At 72.9% G+C, this 16,107-nt stretch carries 11 protein-coding genes, 2 tRNA genes and 1 pseudogene; 8 read left to right on the plus strand and 6 right to left on the minus strand.

Annotated features, from left to right (window positions below; translation table 11 throughout):
• Nucleotides 1–18: 18 nt before the first annotated feature.
• The 4 genes from BJP59_RS05695 to BJP59_RS05710 all read right to left on the minus strand — a co-directional run bounded on the left by BJP59_RS05695 (nucleotide 19) and on the right by BJP59_RS05710 (nucleotide 3,335).
• Nucleotides 19–1,068: an LLM class F420-dependent oxidoreductase gene (locus tag BJP59_RS05695; protein WP_194522447.1), complete on the minus strand. Its 1,050-nt coding sequence runs from the start codon at nucleotides 1,066–1,068 to the stop codon at nucleotides 19–21.
• Between the two features lie 178 nt (nucleotides 1,069–1,246).
• Complete coding sequence (gene epsC, locus BJP59_RS05700; RefSeq protein WP_228485292.1) at nucleotides 1,247–1,876, minus strand: serine O-acetyltransferase EpsC; 630 nt, start codon at nucleotides 1,874–1,876, stop codon at nucleotides 1,247–1,249.
• 1 nt (nucleotide 1,877) lies between these two features.
• Entirely contained in the window at nucleotides 1,878–2,813 is a 936-nt protein-coding gene (gene cysK / locus BJP59_RS05705) for a cysteine synthase A (protein WP_194522448.1), read from the minus strand.
• Nucleotides 2,814–3,264: 451 nt separating this feature from the next.
• A tRNA-Gly gene (locus BJP59_RS05710) sits at nucleotides 3,265–3,335 on the minus strand.
• Between the two features lie 188 nt (nucleotides 3,336–3,523).
• Between BJP59_RS05710 and BJP59_RS05715 the strand changes: the two genes are divergently transcribed.
• From BJP59_RS05715 to clpX, 6 genes and pseudogenes are all read left to right on the plus strand, one after another.
• Nucleotides 3,524–3,597 (plus strand) — tRNA-Pro (locus tag BJP59_RS05715).
• 83 nt (nucleotides 3,598–3,680) lie between these two features.
• Nucleotides 3,681–4,697 (plus strand): DMT family transporter, encoded by a 1,017-nt coding sequence (locus BJP59_RS05720; RefSeq protein ID WP_194522449.1) that lies wholly within the window; start codon nucleotides 3,681–3,683, stop codon nucleotides 4,695–4,697.
• 95 nt (nucleotides 4,698–4,792) lie between these two features.
• A pseudogene (gene tig / locus BJP59_RS05725) lies at nucleotides 4,793–6,201 on the plus strand (trigger factor).
• A 242-nt stretch (nucleotides 6,202–6,443) separates the two neighbouring features.
• A complete protein-coding gene (locus BJP59_RS05730) occupies nucleotides 6,444–7,091 on the plus strand; it encodes an ATP-dependent Clp protease proteolytic subunit (RefSeq protein ID WP_044144211.1) in 648 nt (215 codons plus the stop codon).
• 37 nt (nucleotides 7,092–7,128) lie between these two features.
• On the plus strand, nucleotides 7,129–7,845 hold the full coding sequence (locus BJP59_RS05735; RefSeq protein WP_021482022.1) for an ATP-dependent Clp protease proteolytic subunit: 717 nt from the start codon (nucleotides 7,129–7,131) through the stop codon (nucleotides 7,843–7,845).
• Between the two features lie 202 nt (nucleotides 7,846–8,047).
• Complete coding sequence (clpX, locus tag BJP59_RS05740; protein WP_194522450.1) at nucleotides 8,048–9,334, plus strand: ATP-dependent Clp protease ATP-binding subunit ClpX; 1,287 nt, start codon at nucleotides 8,048–8,050, stop codon at nucleotides 9,332–9,334.
• A gap of 113 nt (nucleotides 9,335–9,447) precedes the next feature.
• Here clpX and BJP59_RS05745 read toward each other — a convergent pair whose 3' ends face one another.
• Complete coding sequence (locus BJP59_RS05745; RefSeq protein WP_144722792.1) at nucleotides 9,448–11,265, minus strand: AMP-dependent synthetase/ligase; 1,818 nt, start codon at nucleotides 11,263–11,265, stop codon at nucleotides 9,448–9,450.
• Between the two features lie 107 nt (nucleotides 11,266–11,372).
• On the opposite strand from BJP59_RS05745, the gene BJP59_RS05750 reads away from it, so the two are divergent.
• Together BJP59_RS05750 and BJP59_RS05755 are read left to right on the plus strand one after the other, a co-directional pair.
• A complete protein-coding gene (locus BJP59_RS05750) occupies nucleotides 11,373–11,723 on the plus strand; it encodes a chorismate mutase (protein ID WP_043654759.1) in 351 nt (116 codons plus the stop codon).
• A 185-nt stretch (nucleotides 11,724–11,908) separates the two neighbouring features.
• Nucleotides 11,909–13,108 carry a baeRF2 domain-containing protein gene (locus BJP59_RS05755; RefSeq protein ID WP_021482740.1) on the plus strand — a complete coding sequence of 400 codons (1,200 nt, stop codon included), beginning with the start codon at nucleotides 11,909–11,911 and terminating at the stop codon, nucleotides 13,106–13,108.
• Between the two features lie 75 nt (nucleotides 13,109–13,183).
• On the opposite strand, the gene valS is transcribed toward BJP59_RS05755, so the two are convergent.
• Nucleotides 13,184–15,991, minus strand: coding sequence for a valine--tRNA ligase (valS, locus tag BJP59_RS05760; protein WP_194522451.1), 2,808 nt, complete (start codon nucleotides 15,989–15,991; stop codon nucleotides 13,184–13,186).
• Nucleotides 15,992–16,107: the final 116 nt, after the last annotated feature.

Below are 16,107 nucleotides of genomic sequence, written 5' to 3' on the forward strand. Positions count from 1 at the left end.
CGCGGACGGCGGGGCCGGTCAGCCCGGGGTCGGGGCCGCGAGGAGCGGGGCGAGCGTCTGCACGGCCGTCGCGTCGCCCTGGACGAGGAGCGTCGTCACCGCCGTCTCGCGCCATGCCGCGAGGTCGCGCGCGATCTTCTCGGGCGGGCCGACGAGCGCGACGTCCTCGACCATCGCCGTCGGGACGGCGGCGGCCGCGAGGTCCTTGCGTCCCGCGAGGTAGTGCGCCTGGATCTCGTCGCACGCCTCGGCGTACCCGAGGCGGTCGAGCGCGTCGCGGTGGAAGTTCGCCCCCTTGGCGCCCATCCCGCCGACGTACAGCGCGAGGAACGGGCGCACCTGGTCCGCGGCCTGCTCGACGTGCTCGCGCACGACGACGGGGACGGTGGCGCTCACCTCGAACGCGGCCTCGGGCGAGCGCTCGGGCGCGCGGCGCGCGAAGCCGTCCGCGAGGAGCTCGCGGAACGTCGCGTCCATGCGCGGCGAGTAGAACAGCGGGAGCCAGCCGTCCGCGATCTCGGCGGCGAGCGCGATGTTCTTCGGCCCCTCGGCCGCCAGGTGGATCGGGAGGTCGGCGCGCAGCGGGTGGACGGTCGAGCGCAGGGGCTTGCCCAGCCCCGTCCCGACGCCGTCGGGCAGGGGGAGGGGGTAGTGCGGGCCGGACGACGTCACGGGCGCCTCCCGGCGCAGGACGTCGCGCACGACCTGCACGTACTCGCGGGTCCGTGCGAGCGGCCTCGCGTACGGCTGGCCGTACCAGCCCTCGACCACCTGCGGCCCGGAGACGCCGAGGCCGAGGACGAACCGGCCGCCCGAGAGGTGGTCCATCGTCAGCGCGGCCATCGCCGTCGCGGTCGGGGTGCGCGCGGAGACCTGCGCGACGGCGGTCCCGAGGCGGATGCGGGTCGTGCGCGAGCCCCACCACGCCAGCGGCGTGAACGCGTCGGAGCCGTAGGCCTCCGCGGTCCAGACGGAGTCGACGCCGAGGCGGTCGGCCGCGACGACCGCGTCCTGGATGCCGTCGGGGGGACCGGCGGACCAGTAGCCGGTGTGGATGCCGAGGCGCATGCGCGCTCCTCCTCGTCGAGGGTCGTGGTGCCGGGACCGGCGGCCACGGACGGGCGGCTGCGGCCGGCGGTGAGCGGGCGGTACCCGAGGGCGCACCGGGCAGGGGGTATCCGGTACGCACGGTCTCAGGTACCGCCCACGACCACACTAGCCGATCCGGGCGCGCCGTCGCGGCCCCTCAGATGACGTACTCGATGAGGAGCGACGGGTCCTCGACGGCCTCGCGCGCGGCGGGCGTGCCCGTCGGCATCCGGACGGTGGCCGGCACGCCGACGGCGACCGCGCCCGCGGGCACGTCCTTGACGACGACGGCGTTGGCCCCGACCTGGACGTCGTCGCCGACCCACACCGGCCCGAGGATCTTCGCCCCGGCGCCGACGACGACCCGGTCGCCGAGCGTGGGGTGCCGCTTGCCCCGCTTCATCGAGCGCCCGCCGAGCGTCGACGTGTGGAACAGCACGACGTCGTCGCCGACCACGGCCGTCTCGCCCACGACGACGCCCATCCCGTGGTCGATGAACAGCCGTCGGCCGATGCGCGCACCGGGGTGGATCTCCACGCCGGTGAGCGCGCGCGCCGCCTGCGACACGAGCCGCGCCGGCAGGCGCAGCAGCGGCTCGCGCCACATGCGGTGCGCGAGCCGGTAGGCCCACACGGCGTGCACGCCGGGGTACGCGAGAGCGACCTCGAGGCGGCTGCGCGCGGCGGGGTCCCGCCGTCGGGCCGCCTCGAGGTCCTCGCCGAGCACGCGCACGAACCGGCGCAGCCGGTGGCCGGCCGTCCGTGCGCGGGGGTAGGGGTCGGTCACGTCAGTCCAGCAGGTCGGCGTAGAGGACGGAGGACAGGTAGCGCTCGCCGAACGACGGGATGATCGTCACGATGAGCTTGCCCGCGTTCTCGGGACGCGCGGCGAGCTGCAGCGCGGCGGCGATCGCGGCGCCCGAGGAGATCCCGACGAGCAGGCCCTCCTCCTTGGCGGCGCGGCGTGCGTACTCGACGGCGGTCTCGGCGTTGACGTCGATGACCTCGTCGTAGACCGAGGTGTCGAGGATCTCCGGCACGAAGTTCGCGCCGATGCCCTGGATCTTGTGCGGGCCGGGCTGGCCGCCGTTGAGGATGGCCGACTCCTCGGGCTCGACGGCGACGATCTGCACGCCGGGCTTGCGCTCCTTGAGCACCTGGCCGACGCCCGTGATGGTGCCGCCCGTGCCGATGCCCGCGACGACGATGTCGACCGCGCCGTCGGTGTCGGCCCAGATCTCCTCGGCCGTCGTGCGGCGGTGGATCTCCGGGTTCGCCTCGTTCGCGAACTGGCGGGCGAGGATCGCGCCCTCGCGCTCGGCGACGATCTCGTCCGCGCGGCTGACCGCGCCCTTCATGCCCTCGGAGCCCGGCGTGAGGATGAGCTCGGCACCGAACGCGCGCAGCAGCGCGCGGCGCTCCTTCGACATCGTCTCCGGCATGGTCAGCACGACGTCGTACCCGCGCGCCGCACCCACCATCGCGAGCGCGATGCCGGTGTTGCCGGACGTCGCCTCGACGATCGTCCCGCCCGGCTTCAGCTCGCCGGTCGCCTCGGCGGCGTCGATGATCGCGACGCCGATGCGGTCCTTGACCGAGTTGGCGGGGTTGTAGAACTCGAGCTTGCCCACCACGGTGGCGCCGAGCCCCTCGGTGAGCTTGTTGAGCCGGACCAGCGGGGTGTTGCCGACGAGCTGCGTGACGTCGTCGTAGATGCGTGCCATGTCTTCCTCTTCTGTCGACGGCTCGGGGTGAGCCGGGTGGGGGTACCGATGGGGAGCGGGGCGCGCCCGGTGGCCGGGGTCCAGCGTCTCGCGGGGGCGGCGCGGGCGCGCGCGGGCGACGGACGGGCTCGGGCGGGACGAGGGGCGTGCGCGGGCGTGCCGGGGCACGCGGGGACGGCCGTCGTCAGCGGCAGCCGAGACAGCGACAACAGGAGGTGCGCGGCGCGGCGCGGTGCAGCGATGCAGGACGCGCGGTCGTCGCGGTCATTCCTCGCTCCTCCTGGTCGGTCGCGCCGGGGGGTCGCCCGGAGCTCCGAGCGGGCCGACGGCGCGCGTGCCCCGAGGCTATCGGTCCGCGGCGCGGGCCTGCAACGCCGTCCGCGGCGCCCGGGAACGACGTCGGGCGCCTCGCCGGGGAGGCGGGGCGCCCGTGGGGTCGTGGGACGAACGGAGCGGGCGACGGGAATCGAACCCGCGTAGCCAGTTTGGAAGACTGGGGCTCTACCATTGAGCTACGCCCGCGCGGGCCTCGGCTCGCTCGACGGTCGGCCTGTGCAGCCGCCCGGGACGGCGTGCCACCGACCTGCGGCCGCCACCCTAGCAAACGTCGGCGGGCCGCCCGTGCCACGGCGTTCCCCACGCGGCGGCCCGTCGGTCGCGCGCCGTCCCGCCAGTACACTTGCCCCTGGTCCGCCCGCCGTGGCGGACGACGGGGTGTGGCGCAGGTTGGTAGCGCGTCCGCTTTGGGAGCGGAAGGTCGCAGGTTCAAATCCTGTCACCCCGACCTTCGCGCGGCGCCCTGCGGGGCGTCGCGGGACGTCGTCGACGTCCGGACCGCCGTGGCGGTCCCGTCCCGGGAGGTGCCCGTTGACCCCGTCCTCCGCGACCGCCGGTCCGGCAGCCCGCGTGACCCTCGCCGCGCTCGTCGCCGCGGGCAGCGGTGCGGTCCTCTCGCTCCAGGGACGCCTCAACGGCGACCTCGGGGCGGCGGGCACGGGGCCCGTCCTCGCCGCGTGGCTCTCCTACGTGGGCACCCTCCTCGCGACCGTGCTCGTGGTGGTCGCCCGCCGCCGCGTCCGGTCCACGCTCGCCGTCGTGCGCTCGTCCGCCTCGTGGTGGTGGTTCGCCGTCGGGCTGTGCAGCGTGCCGATCGTCGTCGCGATGGCCGCCGGGATCCCCCTCGTCGGGGTAGCGGTCGCGTCCGTCTGCTCCGTCGCCGGCCAGACCGTCGCCGGGCTCGCGCTCGACGCGCGGGGCGTCGGGCTGCCCGCGCCGCTGCGGCTCACACCGCGTCGTGCGGGCGCCGGCCTCGCGGCGCTCGCCGGTCTGGGCATCGCGGTGCTCGGGAGCAGCGCGGGCGGTCCCGGGTGGGCGGTCGTCGCGGCCGGTGCGGCGCTCTTCGTGGGCGGCGCGGTGCTGTGCGGGCAGCAGGCGGGCAACGGCCGCGTCACGCAGCTCACGGGCGACCCGGTCGTGGCGACCCTCACCTCGGTCACGGGCGGGCTCGCGGGGATCACGCTCGTGTGCGCGCTCGGCGTCCCGTTCGGCGTGCTCGACGGCGTCGTGCTGCCCCCGCAGTGGTGGCTCTACCTGGGCGGGCCGCTCGGGACGGTCGTCACCGTCGCGGCCGCGTTCGCCGTGCGCCACCTCGGCACGTTCGTCCTCACGCTGACCGTCGTCGGGGGCCAGATGGTCATGGCGGTCCTGCTCGACGTGCTCGGCGTGGTGGGGCTGCGCTGGCCGACCGTCGTCGCGACCGCGGTCGTCGCGCTCGCGGTGCTGCTCGTCGTGCCCCGGCCGGGACCACGGCCCGGATCGGGGTCAGGTTCGAGGTCGGGATCGAGGTCGGGATCGAGGTCGGGTCCGCGCGTCGGGCGCGCTTGACCGCTCGCGTACGATGGGACGGTTGCCCGTACGCCCGCGTGCGGTGCCGTCCCCGGCCGCCCGCGGCCCGCCCCGATCAGTTGGAGATCATCGAAGTGAAGAGCGCCGTCGAGACCCTGGACCCCACCAAGGTCAAGCTGACCGTCGAGGTGGAGTACGACGAGCTCAAGCCGAGCATCGACCACGCCTACAAGCACATCGCGGAGCAGGTGAACATCCCCGGCTTCCGCAAGGGCAAGGTCCCGCCCCGCGTCATCGACCAGCGCGTCGGCTGGGGCGCCGTGATCGAGCACGCCGTCAACGACGCGCTCTCCGGCTTCTACCGCCAGGCCGCGAGCGAGGAGAACCTGCGCCCCTCGGCCAGCCCGAGGTCGAGGTCACCGAGATCCCGGCGAAGGCCGGCGAGGGCCAGCTGGTCTTCACCGCCGAGGTCGAGGTCCGCCCCGAGATCACGCTGCCCGCGCTCGACTCGCTCGCCATCACCGTCGAGCCCGCCGAGGTCACGGACGAGGACGTCACCGAGCGCCTCGACGCGCTGCGCGAGCGCTTCGGCACCCTCGTCGGCGTCGACCGCCCCGCGGCCGAGGGCGACTTCGTCGTGCTCGACCTGAAGGCCGAGATCGACGGCGAGGAGGTCGACTCCGTCTCCGGCGTGAGCTACCAGATCGGCTCGGGCAACATGCTCGAGGGCCTGGACGAGGCGCTCACCGGCCTCTCGGCCGACGAGACGACCACGTTCAACGCGCCGCTGGCCGGCGGCGAGCACGAGGGCAAGGAGGCCGCGGTCACCGTCACCGCCACCTCCGTGAAGCAGCGCGACCTCCCCGAGGCCGACGACGACTTCGCCCAGCTCGCCTCCGAGTTCGACACGCTCGAGGAGCTCACGGCGGACCTGCGCGAGCAGGTCGCGAGCATCAAGACGTCGAACCAGGCCGTCGCCGCGCGCGACGAGCTGCTCAAGGCGCTCAACGACGCCGTCGAGATCCCCGTCCCCGCGGGCGCCGTCGAGGCCGAGGTGCACCGCCACCTCGAGTCCGAGGGCCGTCTGGAGGACGACACGCACCGCGCCGAGGTCACGGTCGAGGCGACCGACGCCCTGCGCAACCAGATCCTGCTCGACACCCTCGCCGAGCAGCTCGAGATCAAGGTCGCGCAGAACGAGCTCCTCGAGTACCTCGTGAGCGCCTCGCGCCAGTACGGGATGGACCCGAACCAGTTCATCCAGTCGCTCGACCAGGGCGGGCAGATCCCCGCGATGGTCGGCGAGGTCGCGCGCTCCAAGTCGCTCGCCGTCGCGCTGCGCCAGATCGAGGTCAAGGACACCGCCGGCAACGTCGTCGACCTGACCGAGTTCATCGGCTCGGACGACGAGGACGCCGCCGCGGACGAGTCCCTCGAGGACGTCGCGGGCGAGCCGGTCGAGGAGGCGCTCGTGGACGACTCGGCCGCCCCCGCCGCCGACGCGCCGGTCGAGGACGACGAGAAGGACGCGACGAAGGCCTGACGCGTCGCCGGCCCCCGGCCGGACGGTCCCCACGACGGCCCGCACCCTCCGCGCGAGGGTGCGGGCCGTCGTCGTCGGGGAGGGGCGTGGTACCTGGTGCGCCGTCAGCGAAAACGCGGCCTGCCGGGACGAACGGCGGGCACGGACCGCGTTAGGGTCACTGCAGCACGGCTGGACCGGGACGCCGTCCCGGCCGGCCAGGGCAGCGCAGGCGGGGGCGACCCGCGGGAGCGACGAAGGAGATGGATGTGAACGAGCTGTACCTGCCGTCCGACGCGACGGCCCCGGTGAACCGCGCCGAGGGTCCGGGCCTCGGACTCAACGACTCCATCTACAACCGGCTCCTCAAGGAGCGCATCATCTGGCTCGGCTCGGAGGTGCGCGACGAGAACGCGAACGCCATCTGCGCCCAGATGATGCTGCTCGCCGCGGAGGACCCGGACAAGGACATCTGGCTCTACATCAACTCGCCCGGCGGCTCGATCACGGCCGGCATGGCGATCTACGACACGATGCAGTACATCCAGCCCGACGTCGCGACGATCGCCATGGGCATGGCGGCGTCGATGGGGCAGTTCCTGCTGTCGTCCGGCACCAAGGGCAAGCGGTACGCGACGCCGCACGCGCGCGTCATGATGCACCAGCCGTCCGGCGGCATCGGCGGAACGGCGACCGACGTGCGCATCAACGCGCAGCTGATCATGCACATGAAGCAGGTGCTCTCCGAGCTGACGGCCGAGCAGACCGGCAAGCCGCTCGAGCAGATCCTCAAGGACAACGACCGGGACAGCTGGTTCACCGCGCAGGAGGCGCTGGAGTACGGCTTCATCGACCACGTCGTCACCAACGCGTCGTCCGTGACCGGCGGCGGCGGCACCACGGGTTCCTGACCCCGCACCGGACACCAGACTTCACCGAGGAGAACCCGTGAGCTTCAGCGCCGAGTCCCAGTACCTGTCCACCGCCCAGCGCCTCGCCGGCCCCGCGGCCCGCCCCGGCGGCATCGCCCTGCCGGGCGGTGCGCCGTCCGCCCGCTACGTGCTCCCGCAGTTCGAGGAGCGCACCGCCTACGGCTTCAAGCGCCAGGACCCCTACACCAAGCTGTTCGAGGACCGCATCATCTTCCTGGGCGTCCAGGTCGACGACGCGTCGGCGGACGACGTCATGGCCCAGCTCCTCGTGCTCGAGAGCCAGGACCCGGACCGCGACGTCATCCTCTACATCAACTCGCCGGGCGGGTCGTTCACCGCGATGACCGCGCTCTACGACACGATGCAGTACATCAAGCCCCAGATCCAGACGGTCTGCCTCGGCCAGGCGGCCTCCGCCGCGGCCGTGCTCCTCGCTGCGGGCCAGCCGGGCAAGCGTCTCGCGCTGCCCAACGCGCGCGTGCTCATCCACCAGCCCGCGATGGAGGGTGGCGGCTACGCGCAGGCGTCCGACATCGAGATCCACGCGAACGAGCTCATCCGCATGCGCGAGTGGCTCGAGGACACCCTCGCGCTGCACTCGGGCAAGTCGGTCGAGCAGGTCCGCCAGGACATCGAGCGCGACAAGATCCTCACCGCCGAGCAGGCGAAGGAGTACGGCCTCGTGGACCAGGTCCTCGAGAGCCGCAAGGCCGTCGCGGTCAACAAGCCGTGACCCGGTCCGCCTGACCACGCGCCGCGCCGCCGTCCCCGCCGGGGTCGGCGGCGCGACACGTTGCGCCCCGTGCGGAGAGCCCACCTGACAACGGGGGCCCCGTGGTGTGGAATGGGGAGCAGGACCCGCTCGGCCGTGCCCGGGCCCCGCGCCGTCGAACCCGACGGGCGGAGGACCGGTCACCGGGACAAGGAGACGCGTAGTGGCTCGTATCTCAGACGGTGCCGACCTGCTGAAGTGCTCGTTCTGCGGCAAGTCGCAGAAGCAGGTCAAGAAGCTCATCGCGGGCCCCGGCGTGTACATCTGCGACGAGTGCATCGACCTCTGCAACGAGATCATCGAGGAGGAGCTCGCCGAGGCGACGGAGATCGGCCTCACGGAGCTGCCCAAGCCCAAGGAGATCTTCGAGTTCCTCGAGCAGTACGTCATCGGCCAGGACGCCGCGAAGCGGGCCCTGGCCGTCGCCGTCTACAACCACTACAAGCGCGTGCAGGCGGGCGAGCAGGCCAAGCCCTCGAACCCGGACGACGCGGACTACGTGGAGCTGGCGAAGTCGAACATCTTGTTGATCGGTCCGACGGGGACGGGCAAGACGTATCTGGCGCAGACGTTGGCGCGGATGTTGAACGTGCCTTTTGCGATCGCGGACGCGACGGCGCTCACCGAGGCGGGGTATGTCGGTGAGGACGTGGAGAACATTCTGCTGAAGCTGGTGCAGGCGGCGGACTTCGATGTGAAGAAGGCTGAGACGGGCATCATCTACATCGATGAGATCGACAAGGTGGCGCGCAAGGCGGAGAACCCCTCGATCACGCGGGACGTGTCGGGTGAGGGTGTGCAGCAGGCGTTGTTGAAGATCATCGAGGGCACGTCGGCGTCGGTGCCGCCGCAGGGTGGTCGTAAGCATCCGCACCAGGAGTTCATCCAGGTGGACACCTCGAACGTGCTGTTCATCGTGGCGGGGGCTTTTGCGGGGTTGGACGACATCGTGGCGGCGCGGGCGCGCAAGCGGGGTGTGGGGTTTGGTGCGCCGATCGAGACGGGTGCGGGGGAGGACCTGTTCGCGCAGGTGCGGCCCGAGGATCTGCACCGGTTCGGGTTGATCCCGGAGTTCATCGGGCGCCTTCCGGTGATCGCGTCGGTGGCGGCGTTGGATCGTGAGGCGTTGGTGCGGATCCTGACCCAGCCGCGGAATGCGTTGGTGAAGCAGTATCAGCGGATGTTCGCGATCGACGGGGTGGAGCTGGAGTTCACCGAGGGTGCGGTCGAGGCGGTCGCGGAGCAGGCGTTGTTGCGCGGGACGGGGGCGCGGGGGTTGCGCGCGATCATGGAGGAGGTGTTGCAGCAGGTGATGTTCGACGTGCCGTCGCGTGATGACGTGGAGCGGGTCGTGATCACGCGCGAGGTCGTGCTGGACAACGTCAATCCCACGATCGTGCCGCGCACCACGACCGCGCGCGCACGCACCCCGCGCGAGAAGTCCGCCTGACCCCGACGACCGTCGACCAGGCGATGTAGCTCGGCCGAGCAGGTGGTCCTGGTCCGTCCGGCACCCGGACGCACCAGGACCACCTGCTCGGCCCGTGCCGGTCCGGCGATGGGTCAGGCGTCGGCGCCGACCTTCGAGCCGTAGAGCGTGTCGATCGTGTCGGCGAAGTCGTCGATGACCAGGCGGCGCTTCACCTTGAGCGACGGCGTGAGGTAGCCGTTCTGCTCGGTGAAGTCCGTCGTGAGCACGGTGATCTTGCGGATCGACTCGGCCCGGGAGACGGCCTCGTTGGCGTGCGCGACGGCGCGGTCGAGCGCGGCGAGCACGTCGGCGTCGTGCGCGGCCGTCTCGACGTCCATCGGACGCAGGCCGTGCGTCGCGAGCCAGCCCGGCAGCATCTCGGCGTCGAGCGTGACGAGCGCGCCGATGAAGGGCCGCTGGTCGCCCACGACGACGACCTGGCTCACGAGCGGGTGCGCGCGCAGCCGGTCCTCGAGCACGGCCGGCGCGACGTTCTTGCCGCCGGCGGTCACGATGATCTCCTTCTTGCGGCCCGTGATGCGCAGGTAGCCGTCGTCGTCGAACGCGCCGAGGTCGCCGGTGCGGAACCAGCCGTCCTGGAGCGCCTCGGCGGTGAGGTCGGGCTGGTTGCGGTAGCCGCGGAAGATGTGGTCGCCCTTGACCAGGAGCTCGCCGTCCGCGTCGATGCGCAGCGACGTGCCGGGGAACGCGGGCCCGACCGTCCCGATCTTCGTCAGGCCGGGCAGGTTCACAGCCGTGGGAGCCGTGGTCTCGGTGAGGCCGTAGCCCTCGAGGATGCGCAGCCCGACCCCGCGGTAGAAGTGGCCGAGCCGCTCGCCGAGCGGCGCGCCGCCGGAGATGGAGTACGTGAGCCGGCCACCCATGGCGGCGCGCAGCGTCGAGTAGACGAGCCGGTCCGCGACGGCGTGCTGGAGGCGCAGCCCGAGCGCGGGGCCGCCCGGGGCGTCGAGCGCCCGGGACCAGGTGATGGCGACCTTGGCCGCCCAGTGGAAGATCTTGCGCTTGGCGCCGGTCCCGGTCTTCTGCTCGGCGGTGTTGTAGACCTTCTCGAACACGCGCGGCACGGCGAGCAGGAACGTCGGGTGGAACGAGCCGAGGTCCGCGACGAGGTTCTTCGTGTCCCAGGAGTGCGCGAGGACCGCGTTCGACGCGACGACGACGACCTGGATGAACCGGGCGAACACGTGCGCGAGCGGCAGGAAGAGCAGGGTGCGTGCGCCGTCGGCGTCGAGGATCTCGGCGAGGCCGGCCCGGCCGTTGAGGGCGAGGTGCACGAAGTTGCGGTGGGTGAGCTCGACGCCCTTGGGGCGCCCCGTCGACCCGGACGTGTAGATGACCGTCGCGAGGTCGTCGACGCGCTGCGCGGCCCGACGGCGCTCGACCTCCGCGGCCGGGACGTCGGCCCCGGCGGCGCGCAGTGCGTCGACGGCGCCGTCCTCGACGACGAGGACGTCCTCCAGGCCGGGCAGGCGGTCGCGCACGGTCGCGACCTCGGCCGCGTGGGCCGCCGTCTCGACGACGGCGAGCCGGACGCCCGCGTCCGACAGGATCCAGTGCACCTGCTCGGCGGACGACGTCTCGTAGACGGGGACGGGCACGGCACCCACGGCCCAGGCGGCGAAGTCGAGGAGGGTCCACTCGTAGCGGGTGCGGGACATGATCGCGACGTGGTCGCCGGGCTCGATGCCGCGTGCGAGGAGGCCGCGGGCGACCGCGACGACGTCGTCCTCGAACTCCTGCGCGGTGACGCGCTCCCACGGACCGTCGGCGGTGGTGCGGCGCTCGACGAGCGTCGCCCGGGGGTCGCGCGCGACACGGTCGGTGAGGAGGGTGCTGATGGTCGCCGTGGGGGAGACCTCGACGAGGCTCGGCGACGTGTGTTCCGTCATGAAACTCTCCGCTGAGTGGGACGGTAGGGAGGGACGGCGAGCCACTTTACTCCGTACTCCGAGTATCGAGTTCCTCGACGCCCGACGGGCACCCCTAGGATCGGTGGGTGACGAACGACCCCGGGCAGCCCGCCGTCCCCGACGAGATCCTCCGCCTGCGCGACAGCATCGACAACATCGACGCGGCGCTCATGCACCTGCTCGCGGAGCGGTTCAAGTTCACGCGCCGCGTGGGCGAGCTCAAGGCGCAGGGCGGGCTGCCGCCCGCGGACCCGGACCGGGACCGCCAGCAGATCGCCCGGCTCACGGGCATCGCGAGCTCGGCCGGTCTCGACCCGGAGTTCGCCGAGCAGTTCCGCGCGTTCATCGTCCACGAGGTCATCCGCCACCACGAGCGCATCGCCGCCGAGCACGCGGCCGCGGGCGAGGGGACCCCGGTCCTCGACACCTATTCCTGACGGCCCGGGAGCGGGCCGGGCGAGGGTCGAAAGGCCGACGCGAGGTGCCCCCCGGGCCCGACGCGCGGTGGCGACCCCCGTCGATCTGACGGACCCTGGTGGGGACCCAGGGCGGGCCCCGGGCGTCGGCACCGCCGCGTCGGGCGGCCCTCCCGCCACGCCGACGGACGTCATGAGGTGTTCGCATGAAGATCGATTGGCTCAAGCCCCTCCTCGGCCATCCTGGCCCCTTCGCGACGGTGTACATCGACGCGACGCGCGCCAACGAGGCCGGGGACCGCGAGGTCGAGAACCGCTGGAAGGGAGTGCGGCGACAGCTGCACCAGGAGGGCGCGCCGGACGCGGTCCTCGACGACCTCGAGGAGGTGGTGCTGCGGCCGACGCGGGTCGGGGGCACCCACGGGCGCGTGCTGATCGCCGACGACACGGGCGTGCTCGTCGACCGGGTCGTCAAGGACCCGCCGGCGCTCACGAAGGGCTCCTGGGGGCCCGTGCCCGCGCTGCTGCAGGCGGCCCGCGCGGCGGACGAGTCGGTCGACTACGTGCGCGTCGTCGTCGACCGGCAGGGCGCGGACCTCACGTGGTCCGTCGCAGGCGGCCACCTGCCCTACGCGGAGCCGGAGACGGTCGAGGGCGGCCACGACGTCATCAACAAGGTCCGCACGGGCGGGCTCTCGCACAAGCGCATCGAGTCCCGCGCGGAGGACTCCTGGGAGCGCAACGCCGAGGCGGTCGCCGCGGAGCTGGAGCGCCAGGCGGCCGAGTACCGGCCCGAGCTCGTGCTGCTCACCGGTGACGTGCGTGCCGTGCCGCTCGTGCGGGGCGCGCTCGGGCACGCGATCTCCGAGCTCGTGGTCGAGGTCCCGGGCGGCGGCCGGGGCGCGGGGATCAACGAGGCCTCGTTCGAGGCGAACGTGGCCGACGCGCTCGACAGCTACCGGGAGCGTCGCCGCGAGAAGGTCCTCGCCGAGTTCCGCCAAGAGCAGGGCCGTGAGTCCGGGGCGGTGACGTCCGTGGAGGACGTCGTCGCGGTGCTCGCGCGCGGCCAGGTCAAGGAGCTCGTGCTGGCCGACGAGTACGGGCAGGACGGCGCGCTCGACGGACGCTCGCTGTGGATCGGGCCCAGCCCGCTGCACATCGCGGCGACCCGCGAGGAGATCGAGTCGCTCGGCGTGACCGACGGCCTGGAGAAGCTGCCCGCCACGGTCGCGCTCGTGCGGGCCGCCGTCGGGCAGGACGCCGGGCTGACGTTCGCGCCCGAGGGCAGCGTCGAGCTCATCGAGGGCGTGGGCGCGACGCTCCGCTGGGCGGACGAGGGGACGCCGCGCGAGGTCGCGGCGACGATGTCCGGCGACGACTCGCGGCTGCGCGGCGAGATCATCTAGGCCCGCCGCCACCGACGACGACGCCCTCCCCGGCCGCGGCCGGGGAGGGCGTCGTCGTGCTGTCGTCGTGCGGGGTCAGCCCTTCTTGCGGGCCTCGGGCTCGCCGAGCTCCGAGGAGACGACGACGATCCCGCCCTGGACGGCCGGGTCGCCCTGGCCCTCGGCCGCCGCGACGAGGTCGAGCGTGCCGGTGACGCGCCCGCCGTTGCGGACGTCGACGACCGACGCCTCGACGCCGGGGAGCGACGCCGCCGGCACCGCGACCTGCGCCGCGAGGATCGGGGTGCGCATCGACACCTTCGCCTCCGACTTGACCTTGCGCAGCGCCGCGAGCGCGTGGCCCGCCGCGGTGAGGACGGCCGGGTCGGCGTCGCCCGCGGCCGAGCGCGCGACGTCGGGCGTGGGCCACGGCGCGCGGTGGATCGAGCCCTCCGAGGCGCGCCACCAGGACCACACCTCCTCCGTCGCGAACGGCACGAACGGGGCGAACAGGCGCAGGAGCGTGTCGAGCGCGATCGCGAGCGCGACGCGCGCGGACCGGGTCTCGGGGGAGACGTCGGAGGCCGCGGCCCCGGCGCCGTACGCGCGGTCCTTGACGAGCTCGAGGTAGTCGTCGCAGAACGTCCAGAAGAACGTCTCGGTGACCTCGAGCGCGCGCGTGTGGTCGTACGCCTCGAACGCCTCGGTCGCCTTCTCGACGACGGCCGCGAGGCCCGCGAGCATCGCGCGGTCGAGCGTCTCGGTGACGAGCGCCGGGTCGAGGACGATCTCGCCGGTCCCGGTCTCGGCGTCGACCCCGAACGACAGCGCGAACTTCGACGCATTGAGGATCTTGATCGCGAGGCGACGGCCGATCTTCATCTGCCCGACCTCGAACGCCGCGTCCGTGCCGAGGCGGGCCGACGCGGCCCAGTACCGCACGGCGTCCGACCCGTGCTCCTCGAGCAGGCCCATGGGCGTGACGACGTTGCCCTTGGACTTCGACATCTTCTTGCGGTCGGGGTCGAGGATCCAGCCGGAGATCGCGGCGTTCTTCCACGGCAGCGAGCCGAACTCGAGGTGCGAGCGCACGACCGTGGAGAAGAGCCACGTGCGGATGATGTCCTGGCCCTGCGGTCGCAGGTCCATGGGGAAGACGCGCTCGAACAGGTCGGGGTCGACCTCCCAGCCGCCCGCGATCTGCGGCGTGAGCGACGACGTCGCCCACGTGTCCATGATGTCGTTCTCGCCGACGAACCCGCCCGGCACGCCGCGCTGGTCCTCGGTGTACCCGGCCGGTACGTCGGACGACGGGTCGACGGGCAGCGCGTCCTCGGACGGGACGATCGGGTGGTCGTGGTCGATCTCGCCCGACTCGAGCACGGGGTACCACAGCGGGATCGCGACGCCGAAGAAGCGCTGGCGCGAGATGAGCCAGTCGCCGTTGAGGCCGCCGACCCAGTTCTCGTAGCGCACGCGCATGAAGTCGGGGTGGAACGCGAGCTCCTTGCCGCGGTTCAGCAGCTCCTGGCGCAGGTCGCGGGTCGTGCCGTCGGCCGTCGTCCAGTCGCGGCCGCCGTTGCGGATGTACCACTGGCGCGACGTGACGATCTCGAGGGGCTTGTCGCCCTTCTCGAAGAAGTTCGCCTTGCGCTGGGTCGGCACGGGCTCGCCGTCGAGGTCGCCCGCGTCGCGCAGCGCGTCGACGACGACCTGGCGCGCCGAGAACGTCGTCTTGCCCGCGAGCTCGGCGAACACGCCCTGGCCGGCGTGCGAGGTGATCCAGTCCGGCGTCTCGCGCACGATCCGGCCGTCGCGCGTGATGATCGAGCGCGTCGGGAGCTGCAGCTCGCGCCACCACTGCACGTCGGTGAGGTCGCCGAACGTGCAGCACATCGCGATCCCCGCGCCCTTGTCGCGCTCGGCGGCGGGGTGGGCGAGGACGGGCAGCTCGACGTCGAACAGCGGCGAGCGCACCGAGGTGCCGAACAGGTGCTGGTACCGCTCGTCGTCGGGGTGCGCGACGAGCGCCACGCACGCCGCGAGCAGCTCGGGGCGCGTGGTCTCGATGAGGACGGGTGCGCCGTCGTCCGGGGTGCCCGGCGCGACGCGGTGGAACGCGACCTTGTGGAAGTGGCCCGGGTAGTCGCGCGCCTCGAGCTCGGCCTGCGCGACGGCGGTCTGGAACGTCACGTCCCACAGCCCGGGGGCCTCGGCCTGGTACGCCTCGCCGCGCGCGAGGTTGCGCAGGAACGCGCGCTGCGCCGCGGTGCGGGACCGCGCGTCGATCGTCTGGTAGTGCTGCGCCCAGTCGACCGAGAGTCCGAGCCGGCGCCACAGCGCCTCGAACTGCTTCTCGTCCTCGGCCGTGAGCCGCTCGCACAGCTCGATGAAGTTGCGGCGGCTCACCGGTACCTGGTCGGCGGCCTTGACGGACTTGCCCTCGCCGCCCTCGTGCGGGGGCTCGAAGCCCTCGACGTAGGGGAGCGTGGGGTCGCAGCGGACGCCGTAGTAGTTCTGGACGCGCCGCTCGGTGGGCAGGCCGTTGTCGTCCCAGCCCATCGGGTAGAACACCTCGAGGCCGCGCATGCGCTGGAACCGCGCGACGACGTCGGTGTGCGTGTAGGAGAACACGTGGCCCACGTGCAGCGAGCCCGAGACGGTCGGCGGCGGGGTGTCGATGGAGAAGACCTGCTCGCGGGTCTTCGAGCGGTCGAACGCGTACGTCCCCTGCTCGGCCCAGCGCGCGTCGTAGGTGTCCTCGAGCCCGTCGAGGCTCACCCGGTCGGGTACTCCCGCGACCACCGCGCGGACGACGTCACCGGCTACGTGCCCGGCGGAGGAGGTCGTTGCTGCAGCGGGTTCGGCCGCGCCCGTCGGCGCGTTCGTCGGGAAGTCGCTCATGGTCGCCCATTCTCCCAGATCCCGGGGCCGTGCCGGACGCCGTCTCGGGGTTCGGCGGCGTCGGCGAGGGCCGTCCGCGGCGTGCGGACCGAGACGGGCCGAAGGTCCCTGGGTCG

Origin of the sequence: Cellulosimicrobium sp. JZ28, from assembly GCF_015327065.1 — a bacterium.
Taxonomy (GTDB): domain Bacteria; phylum Actinomycetota; class Actinomycetes; order Actinomycetales; family Cellulomonadaceae; genus Cellulosimicrobium; species Cellulosimicrobium funkei.